Genomic DNA, 19,814 nt, shown 5'->3' with positions numbered 1-19,814 from the left:
AACCAGACGATCACAACGCGACACGCCAGCGACGGCACGACCACCGGCCCACGCGACCCGACGCGTGGGCCGGTAACATAGTGGTTGCCGGTCTCCGGCCCAACATCTTCGGCTTGCGAAAGGATCCAGTTGTCACCCGCGTCCGAGGGCGCAGCACAGGAGGGCTCCTCTACCGAGCCGGGTGACAAACCCGGCGTCCTCCTTCCCCCAGCCCCAGTCCCCACCGGCCAGTTCCCAGTACCGTTCGGCGGGTGCTGACGATGTCCGTCACACTCACGGTCCTCAGCCTGCTGGGGTTCATCGCTCTCACGGCAGGCACTGCCCTCTTCGTAGCCGCCGAATTCTCCCTCACCGCGCTGGAACGCAGCACCGTCGAAGCGCACGCGCGCGACGGTGACGTCCGCGCCAGAATGGTCCGCCAAGCGCATCGGACGCTCTCGTTCCAGCTGTCCGGCGCCCAGCTCGGCATCACCATCACCACCCTGATCACCGGTTACATCGCCGAGCCGGTCCTCGCTCGGCTACTGGACCCGCTGTTCAGCGGCATCGGGCTGAGCGACGGGGCCGCACATGGCATCTCACTCGCGCTCGCCCTGGTACTGGCCACCTCGCTATCGATGATCTACGGCGAATTGGTGCCGAAGAACATCGCCATCGCCAAGCCGCTGGCCACCGCGCGCACCACGGCTCCCCCGATGGTCGCCTTCTCGGTCATCTTCAAGTGGCTGATCCACTTCCTCAACAACACCGCCAACTGGGTGGTCCGCAGGCTCGGCGTCGAACCGGCCGAAGAGTTGCGTTCCGCGCGCTCGCCGCAGGAACTCGGGTCGCTGGTGCGCACGTCCGCGCTGCGCGGCGCGCTCGACCAGCGCACCGCCCTGGTGATCGATCGGTCGCTGCAGTTCGGCGAGCGCAGCGCTGAGGAACTGATGACCCCGCGGGTGAAGATCGAGGCACTCGACAAGCTCGACACCATCGCCGACCTGATCGACGCCGCTCGCCGCACCGGTTACTCCCGGTTCCCGGTGATCGACGGCGACCTCGACAACACCCTCGGCGTGGTGCACATCAAGCAGGCGTTCACCCATCCCACGAACGTCCGCCGCACCATCCCGCTGCAGATGCTGGCCCACCCGGTCCCGATCGTGCCCGCCAGCCTGGACGGCGACGAGGTGCTGGAACGGATCCGGGCCGACGGCATGCAGGTCGCGTTGGTCGTCGACGAATACGGCGGCACCGCGGGCATCGTCACCATGGAGGACATCATCGAGGAGATCCTCGGCGACGTCCGTGACGAGCACGACGAGGAAGAACTCGACGTGCGCCGCGTGTCCGACGGCTGGGACTGCTCCGGCCTGCTGCGCATCGACGAGGTCTCCCGCGCCACCGGATACGACGCTCCCGAAGGCGAATACGAAACGCTCGGCGGCCTCGTGCTGACCCGGCTCGGCCGCATCCCGGTGGCCGGAGACGAGGTCGTACTGCCGAATCCGCGCTCACAGCAATGGTCTTCGGGCGAACAGCCCAGCACCGGCGGCTGGATCGCGCGGGTGGAACGCATGGACGGGCGCCGGATCGACCGGGTTCGGCTGATTCCGGTCGCCCCGGACGACCTCGCGTTCCGACAGCTGCAAGCCGAGCCGGAGCAGGAGCACAGCCATGGGTGACCTCTTCGCTGTCCTGCTCACCGTGGTGCTGCTCGCGAGCAACGCGTTCTTCGTCGCCGCCGAGTTCGCCCTGATCTCGGCCCGCCGCGACCGCCTCGAAGCGCTGGCCGCCCAGGGAAAGCGCAACGCCGACATCGTGATTCGCGCGGGCGAGAACCTCTCGATGATGCTCGCCGCCGCACAGCTCGGCATCACCATCTGCTCGATCCTGCTCGGCCGCGTCGGCGAACCGGCGGTCGCCCACCTGCTGGAGGGGCCGTTCGATTTCCTCGGCATGCCAGACCAGCTGCTGCACCCGATTTCCTTCGCGATCGCGCTCGCCATCGTGGTGGTCCTGCACATCCTGTTCGGCGAGATGATCCCGAAGAACATCGCGCTGGCCGGGCCGGAACGCAGTGCGCTGCTGCTGGTTCCGGTGCACCTCATGTGGTTGCGACTGGCTCGTCCGCTCATCGCCTGCTACAACCTGGCCGCGAATCTCACGCTGCGACTGCTGCGCATCGAGCCGAAGGACGAGTTGCAGGCGACCGTCTCCTCGGTGGAACTCGCCGAGATGATCGGTGAGTCGCGCTCGGAGGGCCTGCTCGACGAGGAGGAACACCGCAGGCTCACGCAGGCGCTGGGCACCAGCGACCGCGTGGTCGCCGATGTGATGGTCGCACTGGAGACAACCCGGACAGTTCCGTTGCGCGGCAACGGAACCACCCTCGGCGACATCGAAACCGCCGTCGCCGAAACCGGGTTCTCCCGTTACCCCGTACAGGCAAGTGACGGCTCACTGGTCGGCTATCTGCACGTCAAGGACGTGCTGGACAAGGTCGCCGACGAGAGCGCAGGGCCGGGAACTCCGATCCCGCGCACCGACATTCGTCCGTTGCCGACGGTGAGCATGCACACTCCGCTCTACGAAGCGCTCGCCAGGCTGCGCCGCACCAACAGTCACCTGGGTCGCGTCGTGGATACTCGCGGCAACACCACTGGCATTGTGGCGCTGGAAGATCTGGTGGAAGAGTTCGTCGGCACGGTCCGCGACGGGACGCACCGGATTATCGAATGAGTGGGTGGGGCAACGGTATAGCGCGCCTCGGCGGAGAGTGCGCGGTACAACAAGGCTCGGGCATTTGCTGGCTGCGTGCAACGCGGTCGTCCGAGTTCGAGCCGTCCGGAGCGATCCCATGAGCGAGTGGTGGGCCGAGTTGGCGGTCCTGCCCGAGGAGCAGTGGCGCACGCAGGCGGCGGAACACCTGGTTCGGGTGGATGAGCTGGTCGGGCCGTATGTCGAACGGCGGGCGGCAGGTTCGGCTCACCCGGTGATCGACTTTCTGTTCACCTATTACGGGCACAAGCCCGCCCAGCTGCGGCGCTGACATCCCGGGTTCGGTATCGGGATGGCTGGTGCTCGCGAATACGACGGTGCGCGTGGGTATCACCGGCACTCCGCGTTCGCCGATTCTGTTGCGCCACACGAGCATGTCGTTTTCACCGCGGACCCCGCGTACCTCGCGCGCCGTCGCGACACCGTCGAGTTCGTCGCGAAACTGTTGCGCGCCACCGCGGCCCGGCCCGCGCAGCTGTCCTGTTTCGGGTTGCACGAATGGGCGATGGTTTATCGCGCCGACGACGTCAGGCATCAGCAGGTGCCGCTGCGTCTGGGCCGGGCGGGCACCGACGAGGTCGTCGAGTCGATGTCGCTGCGCTGCACGCATTTCGACGCGTTTCGCTTCTTCACGCCCGATGCGGTCGGCCGCAACATCGAGCCGCTGACCCGCGGCGATCAGGTCAGCCGGGAGCAACCCGGCTGCCTGCACGCGAACATGGATCTCTACAAGTGGGGTTTCAAGCTGGTCCCGCTGATCCCTTCCGCGCTGATTCTCGACTGCTTCGAACTGGCCTGCGCCGCGCGGGAACTCGACATGCGCGCAAGTCCCTACGATCTGTCTGAGTACGGGTACGAACCGGTCCGGATCGAAACGCCTTCCGGGCGTGCGGAATACGCGCGGTCCCAATCCGCACTCGCCGAACGGTCGACAGAGTTACGCAGTATTCTGCTCGTGGCCTGCGAGGAGCTCCTCGCCTACGACGTAGCGCAACTGCCCACCGCCTGAGAACCCTCGCGATCTCAGACCGAGCTTTCCGGGATATGAAGGCCGCCCTGGCCCGTCGCTGGCACCCGCCCGAACGGGCACAGCTGTGGTCACACCATGCGGTCGACGCGGCCCAGTCGGCACGCGGCGGACGACTCTCCTGACCAGCCACTTCATCGAACTTCCGCGAAACCCCCCACATAAGTTAACGGCAGTTACTACCATTCAGTCAGTTCCCTCAGCTGTCCCAGTCAGCAGAGGGATGACGGATCAACAAAATGATGAAGGTTGGGGACTCCGACGATGCGCTCACTGACGAGCTTGCGCCGTTTCAAACCGCTGGCCCTGGTCACGGTCGGCTTGGCCGCCGTGCTGATGCTGCCGAGCAGCGCATCGGCCGACCTACAGTCCGACATCCAGAACGCCGTGCAGGAGTTCCTCGACGTCGGCCGCACCGCCGTCCCGCGGGCCGATTGCGGCCCGGGCTCGGTGCCGGAGAACGGCATGCAGGGCGACGTCACCGCCGCCGACCGAGACAGTGGCCGCAGCACTCAGGGCTACCGGTGCAACATGTCGTTCGTCGGCGGCTTCGCCGGGCGCGGCGCGGGCATCACCTCGACCAGCTTCGAGCACTGCTCCTACATGGGCTCCTTCTTCCCCGGCGACCTGATCAGCGAGGGCCGCGGCGTCCAGGTGCTCGACGTGTCGGACCCGGCGAATCCGCGACCGACCGCCACCCTCACCGAGCCCGCGATGCTCGCGGGCACCTGGGAGAGCTTGAAGGTCAACACCGCGCGCAAGCTCCTGGTCGGCACCGGCGTTCCGATCGGCACCGGCGTGGGCTACCTGTCGGTCTACGACATCTCCGACTGCGCGCATCCGCGACTGCTCAATCCGGGCCCCGGCACCAATATGCTGATGCCGCTGCCGATTACGACGCACGAGGGCGGCTTCTCCCCCGACGGCAACACCTACTGGGCCTCGGGGATCGCGCCCGGTTTCGTCAGTGCCGTGGATCTCACCGATCCGACCAACCCGCACGTCGTCTGGCAGGGCCTGACCGGCATCGAGGCGCACGGCTTCGGTGTCAGCGCGGACGGCAACCGGATGTACCTCTCCGCGCTCGGCGGTTTCACCGTGCTCGACATCAGCGCGGTGCAGCGCCGCGACCCGAACCCGCAGGTCTTCCACATCGGGCGAGTCTTCTGGACCGACGGCTGGGCCACCCAGCACAGCATCCCGGTGACCTATAACGGCAAGCCCTACCTCTACACCGTCGACGAAGGTGGTTCGGGCGGTGTGAAACTCATCGATATCGCCGACGACACCAACCCGAAGGTCGCCGCGAAGATCAAGCTGGAAATCAACCTGCCGCAGAACATCGACAGCAATATCGGTTCGTCCATGGGCGGTTCGGCCTTCGCCTACGAATCGCACTACTGCACCGCCGACCGCAGAGACAACCCGACAGCCCTCGCGTGCGGCTGGATCTCTTCCGGCATCAGGGTTTTCGATGTGCGCGACCCATTCAATATCCACGAGATCGCCTACTACAACCCGCCTGCCAGGACGGGCCAGAACCTCAGCCTGTGGAACTCGCCGCACGCGCTCGCGTCGATCATCGGTGTGCCGCTGATGAGTGCGCCGCCCGCGATTCGCGCGGTACTGGAGGGACAGTTCAATCCGTCGGACGCGCTCACCCCGCGCACCGGGCGGCTGGCCTTCGGTGACGTCTCCACCGACTGGTGCCTGTCGCCGCCGGAATGGCGTGGCTCGCAACTGTATGTCACCTGCTCCGACAACGGGTTCATGGTGTTGCAGCTCGACAACGACGTGTATTCGCCGCCGGCGGACCAAGAATCGATCGTCGGGTCGTAGCGATGCCACGCTGGATCCGCGGCGCCGCGCTCGCCTCCCTCGCTTTCGCCCTGCTGGTGCTGGGTGCGGCGCTGCGCCCGCTCGTCCTACCGGAAACGCACACGGCCGCACCGATTCTCAACTCGGTGGAGATCGGCTTCGTGCAGGACATGACCGCGCACCATCAGCAGGCGCTGATCATGGTGCAACGCCTCGACCGCACCATCGATCCCGGTGTTGTGCGCCTGGCTCAACAGCTCGACGACACGCAACGACTCGAGATCGGCACGATGCTCGGGTGGTTGCGCTTGGCCAACGCTTCTCCAGTGCCCGCGCACCCGATGGCTTGGATGCACACCGATGAGGCTGCGCCCCATCAGCATTCGGCACCGGTCGCGCAGTCGGATCAGAAGAAAGCACCGGGCACTCTGATGCCGGGCATGGCGACGATGGCCGAACTCGACGCCCTCGCCGCCGCCCGCGGTCGCGACGCCGAAATCCTGTTCCTACAGCTCATGTTTCGGCACCATCAGGGTGGGATCGCCATGGCGCAGGCGGCCGATGAACTCCTGCCGTCGGGACCGGTCAAGGAGACCGCACGCTCGATGATCCATGCGCAGGGACAAGAAGCCGGGCTCATGGGCCTCCTGCTCACCCAGCGTGGTGCCGCACCCCTGCCCTGAACTACAACCGATCGCGCACAGCCCGGCCGGGCTGGAGTTGCCGATTCATGATCGACGGGACACAGCGGCGGGCCCTGCTCGGACGATGCCGCCACCATGTCCCGCTGGATCCCCCGCACAGGGCCTCCCGGAATGCAGTGCCCTTGTGCCGCGTTGCCGACAACGAAGGGTCGGCACGGATGGTCGACCTACGGCAGAGAGGCACGGCATTGTCCGACAAGGCGTTTGCAGAGCAGCATGTTGTCGTCACCGGGGGCGGGACCGGCATCGGCCGGGCGGCAGCGCTGGCGTTCGCCGAGCAGGGCGCGGCCAGCGTGACGATCACCGGTCGGCGCAGCGAGCCACTCGATGAGGTCGCCGCACTCCATCCGGCGGTGATCCCGGTGGTCGCCGACGTCGCCTCCGAGGCCGGTGTCGACGCCATCGCGGCAGCCGTACAGGCGCGCGGCGGCAAGCTCGATGTGCTCGTGCACAACGCGGGCGTCTTCGGCCTCACCCCACTCGATGAGCTCGATCCCGCCGATGTCCGCCACCAGTTCGAGGTCAACGTCTTCGGCCCGATCCTGTTGACCGCCAAGCTACTTCCGCTGCTGCGCTCCCCCGGCGGCAACATCGTCGTCGTCTCCAGCATCTCCGCCCGCCTGACCACCCCGGCCCAGTCGGTGTACGCGGCAAGCAAGGCCGCCGTAGACAGCCTCATCCGCAGCTGGGCAGTCGAACTCGGCCCCAAGGGAATTCGCGTGAACGGCGTAGCCCCCGGCAACGTCCGCACCCCCATCCTCACCAGCGGCGGCATCTCCGACCAGGACGTCGCCGCCTGGCGCTCCGGCTACGCAGGCAAAGCCCCCACCGGCCGGATAGGCGAAGTCGCCGACGTAACCCCATGGATCACCCGCCTCGCCGAACCCACCAGCTCCTGGATATCCGGCGAAATCATCGTCGTAGACGGCGGCATGCTGGCCACTTAGACACCCCCCGAGAGGTCGACCGACTCACCACCCACCCCACCCCACCCCACAGCGCACTTGACGTAGAGAGCATGCTCTTGACGCAGGCTGCAGCATCAGTCATGAACACACAGGATGCGTCAAGTCAGCGGGTAGCCCGGGTTATTGCGTTGCGCCAGCGGGTGGCGGTGGGGTGGAAGTGGTCCAGGTCGGGCAAGGTCCAGCGGAGGACTTGGAGATCTTGGGCGCGTAGGGCGTCTTCGCGGAGTTTTTCTTCGTATACGGCTTGGGCGGGAGTGGTGTCGGGGCGGAGAAGGCGTCCGTATTTGGCGCGGCCGTCGAATTCGCCGACTATGCCGAATTCGGGAAGGGCGAAGTCGACGCGGGCGAGGAAGTTGGCCTGGACGTCGGTCACCACGTGTTGGAGTTCCGGTTTGGGGAGGCCTGCCAGGTGCATGCGGACGCGGCTGCGGGATTCGCCGGGGCTTTCGCTGCGAGCATCCATGAAAACAATCGCTCTTCTGGCCTTTGCTGCTCCGGGCCTGCGTGGCCAATGCTCGAGGGATTCCAGCAGATCGTTGGTAGTGAGCCGATATTCGCGCATCGCAGCGTCGCCGACCACAACGGCTTCCTCGAACGGCGATGTTCTCGCCAGGTCTACCACAGTGCGTGCGGGCGATAACACCCGCAGACCGTCGACAATCGTCAGCTCGGTCTCATCGAATGGCGAACTGTGCACGTGAAGGTGGTTCGCCTTCCGGGAACGCCCGCGCTGGCACGTAGTCACGTGCGTTCGCTCCAACTCCACATTCCACACCGGCAACCCCCGTACGATCGCCGAGGACTGATGGCTCACCGCCACATCACCGCCAAGCCCACTAATCACTGCTCGCACCGCCAGAGCATGCCGCGCCCCAACGTCCAGCCGATCGAGTTCGCCGCGCTCGACATAAACCCCCCGACGAACGCGCTCCAACTCCCCCCGCCGCCGCCCCGCCCGCAACTCCCCATCCGAAACCCCTTCCCGCCGAACATCCCTCCGAAAGATCAGTGGCTCTGAGGCTCCCCCCAAGCAGTGGACACCGATTTAGCGGGATCGCGGTCCTGCTGGAAGGATGTCCAGTATGTCATCGTCTCGGAAGCGCCGGTCGTTCACGGCCGAGTACCGGGTCGAGGCCGCGCATCGGGTGATCGATTCCGGTCGCACGATCGCCGCGGTGGCTGGCGAGTTGGGTTTGCATGAAAGCCTTCTCGCTAAATGGGTCCAAGACGAACGCCGCCGGATAGCGGCGGCCGAGGTACACGGCGAGCAGCCGTTGAGCCCGGCCGAGCGGGCAGAGTTGCTCCGGTTACGCAAGCAGGTCAGCGAGCTGGAGAAAGACGTCAGTTTCCTAAAAAAAGCGAGCGCGTACTTCGCGGCGATGCAGCAGAACCGGCCCGGTTCGAGCTGATGGCAGCGCAGTGCGCCGCCACCGAAATCAACGGCAGCACAGCCGATATCACGCGCATGGCGCGGTTGTTGAGTGTATCGACCTCAGGGTTCTACGCGTACCTGAAGCGGAAGACGGCCCCTGTGTTGACCGATCGGCAGCAGCGGCGCGCCGACTTGACGGTGAAGATCCTTGCCGTCCATAAAGACTCCGATGGGACCTACGGGGCTCCGCGGATCACCGCCGAGCTGCGCGATCGCGGTGATCGGGTGTCGGAGAAGACGGTCGCGGCGATCATGGCCGAGATCGGGCTGGCCGGGATCAGCCCGCGCACCTTCAAGGTGCGGACCACGATCGTGGACCCGACCGCGTCGTTCCCGGACGACCTGGTGCAACGTCTTTTCGACCAGGGCCGTGTAGACGCAGTCTGGGTTTCCGACATCACCTATCTGACTTGCGGTGAAGGCGATATGTACCTGTGCGCGATCAAGGACGAGCATTCCAAGAAGGTGCTCGGCTGGACCGTGGCCGATCACATGCGGACCGAGATGGTCACCGACGCCGTGGACCGGGCGGTAGCGGCGCGTGGCGGGTCGTGTGCGGGCACGGTTCTGCATTCGGACCGAGGTAGCCAGTACACCGCCAACGACATGGCTGCCGCCTGCGATCGGCACGGTCTGCGCCGATCCATGGGATCGACCGGAATATGCTGGGACAATGCCGGCGCGGAAAGCCTGTGGTCGACATTCAAACACGAATACTACTATCGACACACCTTCGCCACCAAAGCGGAACTCGTTGCAGCAGTTGACAAATGGATGAATTTCTACAACAGTAGAAGACGCCACTCCACGATCGGGATGCTCAGCCCCGACAATTATGAGCGGTCACTCCTCGCGGCCACTTCGGCCGCATAACCCCCCGTCCACCATTTGGGGGGAACCTCACTCCATCCCCTCATCCCACTCCCCCATCCCCACCAAAACCACCCCCACCTCCCAACATGTGAACAACCCTCACTTGACCCACGAACCACGCTCTTGACGCAAGCTGCAGCATCAGTCATGAGCGCACAGCATGCGTCAAGTCGGGCGGGCGATTGTGGGTAGGTGGGTGTGCCGGTGGATGGGGAATGGAGCGAATGGTGAAGCTACTCAGGACTCTTCGGTGAATCGGTACCAATTGCCGTGGAAGGGTGCGTATCCGATGCCGGAGGTCGGTGTGCCGATGTAGGGCGGGGCGGCGTCGGGGAAGTAGGCGAAGCCGCGGGACGAATTCGATTCTTCGCCTTCGGTGTAGAAGAGGCAGCCGCCGTCGCGGCGGGTGACGTAGGTGATGGTGTAGACGCCGAGGCGGGTGCGGTGGCCGGGGTTGACGCAGTCGGTGGCCTGGTTTTGCAGGATGTTGCGGGACAGTTTCCAGCCGGTGCGCTCGGGGACGTTCTGCCAGACGAGGGCGACGAAGACGCCGATCACCACGAGGGCGATGAGGCTGTAGAAGAAGGAGTGGTAGCGGAACAGGCCGAGTAGGCCGAAGAGCAGCGCGATCGCGCCGAGCACGCCGATGGCCACCCACAGGATGACCTTGATCGGGAAGGTGCCCTCGGCGGCCAACTGCCAGAACAAGATTAGGCAGCACAGCACGATCAGGGCGGTCAGTAGCCCCATCCAGAGAACGAACCAACCAGGGGTGCGGCGCGTCGTGCCAGCGGTCTTCACGGTGCTCAACATACGGGGGACATACCCCGATCGACAGCGAAAACCCCCTAACCCGGCGGCAATCAGAAGCCTCGGGCGAGGACGATCGGACAAGCCCGGCAAATAGCCGAACGCCCTGGCCGAAGACCAGGGCGTTCGCAAACTAACCGTTCATCGCGGCATTACAGCGGCGGGAACCCGGACGAGCCCGTGGCCATCCAATTCCAGAACATCGCCGCACGATTGGCGAGCAACGCGACAACGTCGAGGACAACGCTTCCCATAAATCTTCCTCACATCCGACAATCTCCAGTGCAGCGCCCAGGGTAGTCGATCGACATTCCGACGACCTGGGCGCAGTTTCGATGCGTCGACGCGCGGGTCAGTTGAGGGACTTCAGCACCGAGCGGTCGAAGGCGATCGTCTCGTCGAGGCTGCCCTGGAGCGCCTTGGCGGCCCAGTCCGGATTGGCCAGCAGCGCCCGGCCGACCGCCACGAGGTCGAACTCGTCGCGTTCGAGGCGATCGAGCAACTGATCGATGCCCGCCACGTCGGCCTGCTTCTGCCAGCCGGCGGCGCCGACGAACTCCTGATCCAGCCCGACCGAGCCGACGGTCACCGTCGCCTTGCCGGTGAGCTTCTTGACCCAACCGGCGAGGTTGAGGTCGCTGCCGTCGAATTCGGGCAGCCAGTATCGGCGGGTGGAGGCGTGGAAGGCGTCGACTCCCGCGTCGACCAGCGGTGCCAGGATCTGCTCGAGCTCGCCCGCGCTCTCCGCGATCTTGGCCTGATAGTTCCCGGACTTCCACTGGGAGAGCCGGAAGAAGAGGGGGAAACCGGGCGAGACCGCGGCCCGCACGGCCTCGACGATCTCAACGGCGAACCGGGCCCTCGACGCGGGATCGCCGCCGTAGCCGTCGGTGCGCTGGTTGGTTCCGCTCCACAGGAAGCTGTCGATCAAATAGCCGTGTGCGCCATGCAGTTCGGCGCCGTCGAAGCCGAGGCGCTCAGCTGCCGCCGCCGCCTCGGCGAACGCGGCGACCGTATCGTCGATGTCGCGCTGCGTCATGGCATTTCCGGTCGACTCCCCGGAAAGCCCCACGCCGGAAGGACTTTCGGCGGGCGGCTCGGTCGCGGTGCGCGCCACCCCCGTGTGCCACAGTTGCGGAATGATCCGGCCGCCGGCGAGGTGCACCTGCTCGGCCACGTGCGCCCAACCGGCGAGCGACTGCTCACCGTAGAAGTGCGGCACGTTGTCGTAAGCACCGGCCGCGGCGCGGTTGATGTAAGTGCCCTCGGTGACGATGAGACCCACGTTGTTGGCTGCCCGGCGGGCGTAGTACTCCGCGACGTCGGGGCCAGGAACGCCGTCCGGCGACATGTTTCGAGTCATCGGCGCCATCGCGATCCGGTTCGAAACGGTCAGATCGCCGATGGTGAACGGCCGATCCAGCAACCGCCGGATCCGAGTGGTGTCTACTGCCGAGGTCATATCGTCTCCAGAGTCGGCGCCGAGCTGATGACAGCGTCATGGTCGGCTGCGGTAGGTGGAAGAGCAGGCGCTCGAGCCTTCGAATAGTTGAGCAACTCAAGCGACTCCCCGACAGTAGAACCGTAAGTGCTTGATTCTGTCAAGCATTCCGTCGAGCGGTACGGGCGCGAGAAACTTGAGTTCATCAAGTATTGGGCATACCTTTACACTGTGCCGCACTCCTCACCACCGGTCTCACCGACCGCACCCGACGTCATGGCGACCCTCACGGACTTCTGCCGCGTCTATCAGCAGGACTTTCTCGCCGCGGCCCAGGGCTTGGATCTGACCTACAGCCAAGCCAAACTCGTCTGCCTGCTCGCCGAACCGCGCGCGATGCGGGACCTGGCCGAGGCCTTGTCCTGTGACGCATCGAACATCACCTTGCTCATCGATCGGCTCGAGCAACGTGGACTTGTCGAGCGGCACACCGACCAGGCCGATCGCCGGGTGAAGAAGGTCGTCGCCACCGCCGAGGGCACCGCACTCGCCCAGCAGGTGCGCGAGCGGATGCACGGCGTCCGCGCGGCGCTGGAAACCTTGAGTCCAGCACGTCGGCGCAGCCTGCAGTCCATCCTCGAGCAGCTGCATGCCCATATGACAACCAGCCAAGACTGACCCACCTCCGCACACGGTTCGTAGCGCGCGGTCCGAAACAGCCACGCGGCTCGCCTCAGCATGTCGACGACAAACCCGCGGTCCGCCGCGGAGACTCTCGCGCCAATGATCCTGCGGCCATGCCACCAGCAGAGGCAGCTCCCGCTCGTAAAACGCCGTTGGCGGCGGCGGATATGCGCATGTCTATACAGATGCAACAAATACCGATCTCTAAAGGAATCGCGTGCGAAACTCATAGAGGCCGAATCGACCGGCCGAACCAAAGGCACGCTCAATGAATTCGCCACCACATCCCACTGCGCCGCCGAGGCGAACCAGCCGAGATAGCGGGAGTGTGCGTATTACTCGCCTCCAACGACTCCACCAACCTCACGGGATCGGTCATCGTCGCAGACGGCGGGCTCAGCATCATCGATGTAGGAACGCTGGATCTACCCATCAGCCCCGCCACCGCGCTGAGCTGAAGTACCACACGTATCTCCCCCGTGTGATGTGAGTCATAATCCGGAGCAGAGCATTAGTTTTGTGCCAAACTAGTTTTGTAACAAAATACCCTTGCGACGAAAGGTAGCGAAATGACCTCAACGGCGGCGACTACCGAGATTTCTAGGAATGCGGTCGCGGATATGATCGCTCGTTTACAGCGACTGGAAGATCGTGAGTTGATCCAGGCACTGCACGGTGCCTATGTCCGGCATCTCGCGGACCGGCAGTGGGACGACATGCTCGCATTGTTCTCCGATGACGTTGTCGTCGACCTGGGTCACGACGGTATCCGGCGTGGTCGCGCCGAGGCGGCCGAGATGTTCGACGTCATCGACTCGCGCGGTAACCCGCACGCCGGTTACGTCTTGTCGTCGCCGGTCATCGACGTCACCGGCGACACCGCGACGGGCGTCTGGACGCTGCATCGGCTTACCTGCGAGGTCACCGAAATGGGTAGGCCCCTAAGGGTTTACGGCCCATGGACCGAGGCGCGCTACGCCTGCGAGTACCGACGGATCGGCGAGCAGTGGCGAATCAGCAATCTGCGTGCCCGGGTCGTACTGCCCGATCCGCAGCAGGAGCACGGCACCGACGACTCGGCCGAGGAGCAGCAATGACCACAACAGGCGTGCAGACCCCCATCGCGCCGGACTTGTCCGGGATCGTGGGCAGGCAGTTCATCTACACCTACGACGCCCTCGGCTGGCAGTACGAGGTGTATGTGCGCGAAGAAACCTCGATGGACTATCGGGTCCACGCAGGCAAGATGGGCGGCCGCTGGGTCACCGGCCAGACGATCGACCTGGCCCGGCTCGATACCGACACCTACAAGATCTCCTGGACCGGACCCACCGGTGGCTCGATCAGCCTGACCGTCATGCTGGCCGATCGCACGCTGCACGGGGTGATCTTCGGCCCGCAGTGGGCCGAGGACAATTCCGCTCCCATGATCGGCTATCAGAACGAGCACATGGCCGAGATCACCGCGGCTCGCGACAAAGGGCCCACCTATCCCCTGCACATGTTCGGGGGTTTCGCGACCATCACCTATCTCGCCGACCGAGGCCCGGGCGACACCACTGTGATCGCCTGCGCGCCTGAGGATTTGCCCGAAGGATACGCAACCCGCACCAACTGACCACGCACCCAACAGAAGGGCTCTGTCATGTCGAACTCGCAACTGGCACAACACGATCAGGACCTCACCGACCTGCTCGGACAGCATTTCATCTACACCTACTCCAACGGCTGGCGCTACGAGCTGTATGTCAAGAACGCCGATCACGTCGAGTACCGAGTACACGCGAGCACGGACGAGGTGAACCCACTGACCGGCCGCTGGGTGAAAGACCAGAAAGCCGTGATCGCTCAGCTCGGTGACGGCATGTACTCCATCGCCTGGAACGAGCCGACCGGCAGCTGCGTAAGCCTGGTGCTCAACGCACAGCAGCGATGGGTGCACTTCTCGGGGTTCCTCGCCCGATGGGCCTACAGCAACCCGGGACTCATCACTTACTTCCAGAACGATCACCTGGCCGAAATCGAGGGTTACCGCGACGCCGGACCGATCGCACCGCAGATCCAGGCCGACCTGTTCGGCACGATCACCTTCGCCGAAGACAGCGGAACCGACAACGAGGAAGTCATCAACAGCGCCCCGAGCGCGGTGCCTGCCGCCTTCCTCGATCGCACCAACTGACGTACCTATCGCCTGCTCAGTTTCGAAACTCTCGCGGAGCCAACCACATTCGACTGCTGGAAGGAACGAGACGATGAGACTACTCGAAGGCTCGACGTGGCAGGGCCGGATCTTCACCGGTCGATGGCAGAACGGAGCGGGCACGTCCTACTCGGCGATCGAACCGGCCACCGGTCAGGACCTGGCCCGCGTCGGCCAAGCGGACACGGCCGATGTCGCGGCGGCGGGGCTGCGCGCGCAGCAAGCGCAGCGTGCCTGGGCCGCGCTACCGGCGGCCGAGCGGGCTGTGGTGCTCTCGCGGGCCGCGGCACTGTTCGACGAGTATGCCGACGAAGTCATCGAGTGGGTCGCCCGCGAATCGGGTGGCACCCGAGACAAGGGCCGTACCGAGGTGGAGATGTCGGCGGCCTTGTGCCGTGAGGCCGCCGCACTGGCGACCGTGTCCTACGGCGAGTTGCTGCATTCGCCGCTGCCCAGGATCAGCATGCAGCGGCGCACGCCGGTCGGTGTGGTCGCGGTGATCTCGCCGTTCAACTTCCCGCTGATCCTGTCCATGCGCTCGGTGGCGCCCGCGCTCGCGTTGGGTAATGCCGTGCTGCTCAAGCCCGATCCGCGCACCGCGGTCTGTGGCGGTGTGCTCATCGCCCGGATCTTCGAGGAAGCCGGGCTGCCCGCCGGCCTGCTGCACCTGCTGCCCGGCGGTGCCGAGGTGGGTAGCGCGATGATCGATGTTCCGGCGGTGCGGGTGGTGTCGTTCACCGGTTCGGTCGCCGCGGGTCGCGCCATCGGCGCCCAGGCCGCGGCCTCGTTCACCCAGACACACCTCGAGCTCGGCGGCAACAGCGCCCTGGTCGTGTTCGATGATGTCGATATCGAGGCTGCCGCGTCGTGCGGCGCCACCGGCAACTTCACCCATGCCGGACAGATCTGCATGGCCGTGGGCCGCCACCTCGTGCACGAAGCGATCTACGAGGACTACCTCGCGGTACTCGGCAAGAAAGCCGACGCGTTGAGTGTGGGCGACGGTTTTCGCGAGGACGTGGCGCTCGGGCCGATCATCGACCAGCGGCAACTCGACCACACCAGAGATCTCGTCGAACGCAGCCTCGCGGCCGGCGCCCGGCTGGTCGCCGGCGGCACCCACGACGGGTTGTTCTACCGCCCGACGGTGCTGGCCGACTGCACCGCCGACACCCCGGCCTACCGCGAAGAGGTCTTCGGGCCGGTCGCCTGCGTCCGCTCATTCGCCGACCTCGAGGAAGCAGTCACCTTGGCCGCCGACACCGAATACGGTCTCGCACTCGGCATTCTCAGCAACGACCTCGTCACCGCCATGTCGGTCGCCGACCGGGTGCCCTCGGGCATGGTGCACATCAACGATCAGACCTACAACTACGACGCCAACGCCCCCTTCGGCGGCACCGGCTCGTCCGGGTCGTCGCGGGTCGGCGGACAACGAGTCAACATCGACTCGTTCACCGAAACCCAGTGGCTGACCATCCGCACCACCGCACCCGAGTATCCCTTCTGAGCGGCAGGAGTCACCATGGGCACGACATTCGATCGCGGCGAGCAAGCGTTCGCGGGCATCAACTACCCGTCCAGGGCCGAAGCTGTCGTGCACGACCTGGTCGTCGAGGGGCAGCTGCCGGCCGACCTCAACGGCGCCTACTACCGCCTCGGACCCGACCCCGCCCACCCGCCGACCTACCAGGGCGTCCTGCCGATCATGGACGGCGACGGGATGATGGTCATGTTCCACTTCCGGGAAGGACAGGTCGACTTCCGCAGCCGCTACGTCCAGACCGAGCGCTACCAGCTGGAGCACACCGCCAACCGGGCGCTCTACGGCCCGTATCGCAACCCGTTCTTCGACGATCCGTCGGTGCAGGGCACCGATCGCGGCGAGGCGAACACCACCGCCCGGATGCACGCGGGCATCCTGTGGGCGCTTAAGGAGGACGCGCTCGGGATCTCGATCGAACCGCTGACCCTGCGCACCCTCGGCGTGCACGACTTCGACGGCCACGTCACCAGCAAAACCATGACCGCACACCCGAAACTCGATCCACGCACCGGCGAAATGATCTTCTACGGTGCCGCGGCCAAGGGCGAGACGACCCCGGACATCGCGTTCTACATCGCCGACCGCGACGGCAAGATCACCACCCAGGAATGGTTCCAAGCCCCCTACGCCAGCATGGTGCACGACTTCGCGGTCACCGAGAAATGGATCATCTTCCCGGTCATGCCCTGCGTCAGCAACCTCGAACGGCTCCGCCAGGGCGGCTCGATCTATGACTGGGAACCCGAACGCGGCATGTACCTCGGCATCATGCCCCGCGACGGCAGCGCCGCCGACGTGCGCTGGGCGCACTCCGACGCCCGGTGGTTCTACCACGTCATGAACGCCTACGACGACGGCGACGTCATCCGCCTCGACGTCGCCGAAGCGGCCATCCAGCCGTTCCCCTGGTTCCATGTCGACCCCGCGAAAACCTGGAACCAGAGAGACGCCGAAGGCCACCTGACCCGGTGGACCATCAATCCGCGTACCGGGTCACTGAGCACCCAGCAGCTACTCGACTACAGCTCCGAATTCCCGCGCCTCGACGAAAGATTCGAGCTCGGCACCTACCGCCACGGCTACCTGCTCGTCAACGATCCCGCGAAACCCGAAGTCACCGGCTACAACTCCGTCGGCCACTACGACCACCACACCGGCGCTCTCACCAAAGTCTGGGCAGGTGAGCACATCTCGTTCGAGGAACCACAGTTCGTCCCCCGATCCGCCGACGCACCAGAAGGCGACGGATATCTGCTCGCCATCAGACATCACGCCGACACCATGCTCAGCGATCTGATCGTGATCGACACCGCCGACTTCGCGGCAGGTCCGATAGCCGTTGTCGCACTGCCCTTCCGGCTCCGACCGGGCACGCACGGAACGTGGGTCGACGAGGGCGACCTCGTGCCCAAGACCTGAGTGCCCGCGACCACCAGCACGAACGGGAGACAGCGATGACACGAACGCGGGAGATCCATCTGGTCTCGCGGCCATCAGGGTGGCCCGAGCCCGACAACTTCGCCCTGGTCGAGGTGGACCTGCCCGATCCGGGGCCCGGGCAGGTGCTGATCCGCAACACCGTGATGTCGGTCGAACCCTATATGCGGGGCCGAATGAACGCGGATTACGAGATACCGCCGTTTCGAATCGGGCACGCGCTGGAAGGTCACGCGATCGGCGAGGTGATCGCCTCGAACGCGGCGCAGATCGCGGTCGGCGCCACGGTGCTGCACGAATACGGTTGGCGCGAGCATGCTTTGGTCGATGCCGCCGACGTTCGCGTACTCGAACCACTGCCCGGTGTGCCGGTGTCCGCGTATCTGGGTGTGCTGGGGTTGCCCGGTCTGGCCGCGTACGTCGGGCTGCTCGACATCGCGAAGTTCGCCGCCGACGATATCGTGTTCGTCTCCGGCGCCGCGGGCTCGGTCGGCAGCCTGGTCGGCCAGATCGCACGACTACGCGGGGCGTCACGGGTCATCGGCAGCGCGGGATCGACCGCCAAAGTCGCTTATCTGACAACCGAATTGGGCTTCGACGCCGCGTTCGACTACCACGATGGTGACATCACCGGACAACTCACCGCCGCCGCTCCCGACGGCATCGACGTCTACTTCGACAACGTCGGCCGCGCGGACCACTTCGAGGCCGCGATCACCGCATTCAACAACTACGGCCGGGTCGCCCTGTGCGGCGCGGTCGCGGGCTACAACGACAAGGAGCCCGCCCCCGGACCGCGCAACCTTGCCGCGGCCATCGGCAAACGACTCACCCTGCAAGGTTTCCTCGTCTCCGACCACGAGGACCGCTACCCCGATCTCTACCGTGAGGTCGGTGCGGCAGTCGCCGATGAGAAGATCCGATCCGAAGAGACCATTGTCGACGGCTTGGCGAACGCACCGGACGCGCTCACTGCCCTGTTGCGCGGCGCGAATACCGGCAAGATGCTCGTCCGCCTCGGTTGATGGCCGTACTCGGACTGTTTTGCTCAAAATATAGTTTGCATGAAAAACTATTTTGTGTCAAAATATAATAGTGAACACCGCTACCGAACTGAGTCGGCTACTCGGCCCCCTGCGTAGGACCGTGTTGCGCGCTACCCGCACGGCGAAGGATCTACCCGATCTACCCGAAGCTCAGATCGAGTTGCTCCGCGCACTCACCGAGGCCGGGTCGCTGAGCCCGAGCGAGGCTGCACGCCAACTCCAGGTCGCACCGTCCACCATCAGCAACCTGACCCGGCGCATGATCGCCGACAAGCTCGTACGACGACACACCAGCGAGGCCGACCTGCGCGCGGTCACCCTCACCGCGACCACCGAGGCCGTCGAGCTCCTGAGCCTCTACGACCACACCAGCACCGAAATCCTGTCCGACGCCATCGCCAGACTCCCCGTCGCCGAACAGAAAGCATTGGCCCGCGCACTGCCCAGCCTCGCGCACCTGCTCACCGAACTCCAGTGATCGGTAGATAACCCGTCAACCAAAGGAGACGATAATGGAGACCGCAACGAAGCAAGATACAACGCAGGATCTGTCACAGATTGTCGGCAAGCATCTCATCTACACCTACGAAAACGGCTGGCAGTACGAGCTGTACATCCGTAACGCGACCACGATCGACTATCGAATTCACGCAGGCATGGTCGGCGGACGCTGGGTCAAAGGACAGTTCGTCGACCTCGTGCGGCTCGATACCGACAACTATAAGATCTCCTGGAGCGAACCCACCGGCACCGCGGTCAGCGTGAATATCATGCCCGCCCAACGCCGACTGCACGGCGTGATCTTCTTCCCCCAGTGGATCAAACAGCACCCGGAGCACTCGGTCTGCTTCCAAAACGAGCACATGGCCGAAATGGCCGAGTACCGCGATAAAGGCCCCACCTACCCGCTCTACGTTCTCGCGGAGTTCGCCCAGATCACCTTCATCGAAGACCGCGGCATCGACAACGACGACGTCATCGCCTGCGCCCCCGCGGACCTGCCCGCCGACTACGTGACCCGCACCAACTGATCGGTACCGCATCACCGAAGACAGTGGCTTGACC

19 protein-coding genes and 2 pseudogenes are annotated in these 19,814 nt (G+C 65.2%); 18 read left to right on the top strand and 3 right to left on the bottom strand.

What is annotated here, in order from left to right:
• Positions 1-260: 260 nt before the first annotated feature.
• The 6 genes and pseudogenes from ACQPW1_RS23990 (at position 261) to ACQPW1_RS23965 (ending at position 7,259) form a co-directional block, all read left to right on the top strand.
• Positions 261-1,667: a hemolysin family protein gene (locus ACQPW1_RS23990; protein ID WP_433664950.1), complete on the top strand. Its 1,407-nt coding sequence runs from the start codon at positions 261-263 to the stop codon at positions 1,665-1,667.
• Complete coding sequence (locus tag ACQPW1_RS23985; RefSeq protein WP_433664949.1) at positions 1,660-2,724, top strand: hemolysin family protein; 1,065 nt, start codon at positions 1,660-1,662, stop codon at positions 2,722-2,724. Before ACQPW1_RS23990 ends, ACQPW1_RS23985 begins: the two co-directional genes overlap by 8 nt.
• A gap of 118 nt (positions 2,725-2,842) precedes the next feature.
• A pseudogene (locus ACQPW1_RS23980) lies at positions 2,843-3,772 on the top strand (3-methyladenine DNA glycosylase).
• A 282-nt stretch (positions 3,773-4,054) separates the two neighbouring features.
• Positions 4,055-5,629 (top strand): LVIVD repeat-containing protein, encoded by a 1,575-nt coding sequence (locus tag ACQPW1_RS23975; RefSeq protein WP_433664947.1) that lies wholly within the window; start codon positions 4,055-4,057, stop codon positions 5,627-5,629.
• 2 nt (positions 5,630-5,631) lie between these two features.
• Positions 5,632-6,291 carry a DUF305 domain-containing protein gene (locus tag ACQPW1_RS23970; protein WP_433664945.1) on the top strand — a complete coding sequence of 220 codons (660 nt, stop codon included), beginning with the start codon at positions 5,632-5,634 and terminating at the stop codon, positions 6,289-6,291.
• A 179-nt stretch (positions 6,292-6,470) separates the two neighbouring features.
• Complete coding sequence (locus tag ACQPW1_RS23965; RefSeq protein ID WP_433664944.1) at positions 6,471-7,259, top strand: SDR family NAD(P)-dependent oxidoreductase; 789 nt, start codon at positions 6,471-6,473, stop codon at positions 7,257-7,259.
• Between the two features lie 124 nt (positions 7,260-7,383).
• On the opposite strand, the gene ACQPW1_RS23960 is transcribed toward ACQPW1_RS23965, so the two are convergent.
• Positions 7,384-7,977, bottom strand: a complete 594-nt coding sequence (locus ACQPW1_RS23960; RefSeq protein WP_433664943.1) for a hypothetical protein — start codon at positions 7,975-7,977, stop codon at positions 7,384-7,386.
• Between the two features lie 376 nt (positions 7,978-8,353).
• Between ACQPW1_RS23960 and ACQPW1_RS23955 the strand changes: the two are divergent.
• A pseudogene (locus ACQPW1_RS23955) lies at positions 8,354-8,605 on the top strand (transposase); the annotation flags it as partial.
• Positions 8,497-9,585, top strand: a complete 1,089-nt coding sequence (locus ACQPW1_RS23950; protein WP_433653973.1) for an IS3 family transposase — start codon at positions 8,497-8,499, stop codon at positions 9,583-9,585. The pseudogene ACQPW1_RS23955 and the gene ACQPW1_RS23950, both read left to right, overlap by 109 nt.
• Positions 9,586-9,822: 237 nt before the next feature.
• On the opposite strand, the gene ACQPW1_RS23945 is transcribed toward ACQPW1_RS23950, so the two are convergent.
• Both ACQPW1_RS23945 and ACQPW1_RS23940 read right to left on the bottom strand, forming a co-directional pair.
• A complete protein-coding gene (locus tag ACQPW1_RS23945; protein WP_433664942.1) occupies positions 9,823-10,335 on the bottom strand; it encodes a hypothetical protein in 513 nt (170 codons plus the stop codon).
• A 412-nt stretch (positions 10,336-10,747) separates the two neighbouring features.
• Positions 10,748-11,857, bottom strand: coding sequence for an NADH:flavin oxidoreductase (locus tag ACQPW1_RS23940; protein ID WP_433664940.1), 1,110 nt, complete (start codon positions 11,855-11,857; stop codon positions 10,748-10,750).
• Positions 11,858-12,067: 210 nt separating this feature from the next.
• Between ACQPW1_RS23940 and ACQPW1_RS23935 the strand changes: the two genes are divergently transcribed.
• The 10 genes from ACQPW1_RS23935 to ACQPW1_RS23890 all read left to right on the top strand — a co-directional run bounded on the left by ACQPW1_RS23935 (position 12,068) and on the right by ACQPW1_RS23890 (position 19,780).
• Complete coding sequence (locus tag ACQPW1_RS23935; protein ID WP_433664939.1) at positions 12,068-12,514, top strand: MarR family winged helix-turn-helix transcriptional regulator; 447 nt, start codon at positions 12,068-12,070, stop codon at positions 12,512-12,514.
• A 278-nt stretch (positions 12,515-12,792) separates the two neighbouring features.
• Positions 12,793-12,978, top strand: a complete 186-nt coding sequence (locus ACQPW1_RS23930; protein WP_433665321.1) for an SDR family oxidoreductase — start codon at positions 12,793-12,795, stop codon at positions 12,976-12,978.
• Positions 12,979-13,140: 162 nt separating this feature from the next.
• On the top strand, positions 13,141-13,617 hold the full coding sequence (locus ACQPW1_RS23925) for a nuclear transport factor 2 family protein (protein ID WP_433664938.1): 477 nt from the start codon (positions 13,141-13,143) through the stop codon (positions 13,615-13,617).
• Positions 13,614-14,138 carry a phenolic acid decarboxylase gene (locus tag ACQPW1_RS23920; RefSeq protein ID WP_433664937.1) on the top strand — a complete coding sequence of 175 codons (525 nt, stop codon included), beginning with the start codon at positions 13,614-13,616 and terminating at the stop codon, positions 14,136-14,138. Before ACQPW1_RS23925 ends, ACQPW1_RS23920 begins: the two co-directional genes overlap by 4 nt.
• A gap of 27 nt (positions 14,139-14,165) precedes the next feature.
• On the top strand, positions 14,166-14,699 hold the full coding sequence (locus ACQPW1_RS23915) for a phenolic acid decarboxylase (RefSeq protein ID WP_433664936.1): 534 nt from the start codon (positions 14,166-14,168) through the stop codon (positions 14,697-14,699).
• A 73-nt stretch (positions 14,700-14,772) separates the two neighbouring features.
• A complete protein-coding gene (locus ACQPW1_RS23910) occupies positions 14,773-16,230 on the top strand; it encodes an aldehyde dehydrogenase family protein (RefSeq protein WP_433664935.1) in 1,458 nt (485 codons plus the stop codon).
• Positions 16,231-16,245: 15 nt separating this feature from the next.
• Positions 16,246-17,685, top strand: a complete 1,440-nt coding sequence (locus ACQPW1_RS23905) for a carotenoid oxygenase family protein (RefSeq protein ID WP_433664933.1) — start codon at positions 16,246-16,248, stop codon at positions 17,683-17,685.
• A 35-nt stretch (positions 17,686-17,720) separates the two neighbouring features.
• Positions 17,721-18,728, top strand: a complete 1,008-nt coding sequence (locus ACQPW1_RS23900; protein WP_433664932.1) for an NADP-dependent oxidoreductase — start codon at positions 17,721-17,723, stop codon at positions 18,726-18,728.
• 70 nt (positions 18,729-18,798) lie between these two features.
• Positions 18,799-19,227, top strand: coding sequence for a MarR family winged helix-turn-helix transcriptional regulator (locus ACQPW1_RS23895; protein WP_433664931.1), 429 nt, complete (start codon positions 18,799-18,801; stop codon positions 19,225-19,227).
• A gap of 34 nt (positions 19,228-19,261) precedes the next feature.
• Complete coding sequence (locus ACQPW1_RS23890) at positions 19,262-19,780, top strand: phenolic acid decarboxylase (RefSeq protein ID WP_433664930.1); 519 nt, start codon at positions 19,262-19,264, stop codon at positions 19,778-19,780.
• Positions 19,781-19,814: the final 34 nt, after the last annotated feature.

Source organism: Nocardia sp. CA-128927 (assembly GCF_050955855.1).
GTDB lineage: Bacteria > Actinomycetota > Actinomycetes > Mycobacteriales > Mycobacteriaceae > Nocardia.
Note: the sequence above shows the minus strand (reverse complement) of the source record. Positions and strands in the feature narration are given on the sequence as shown.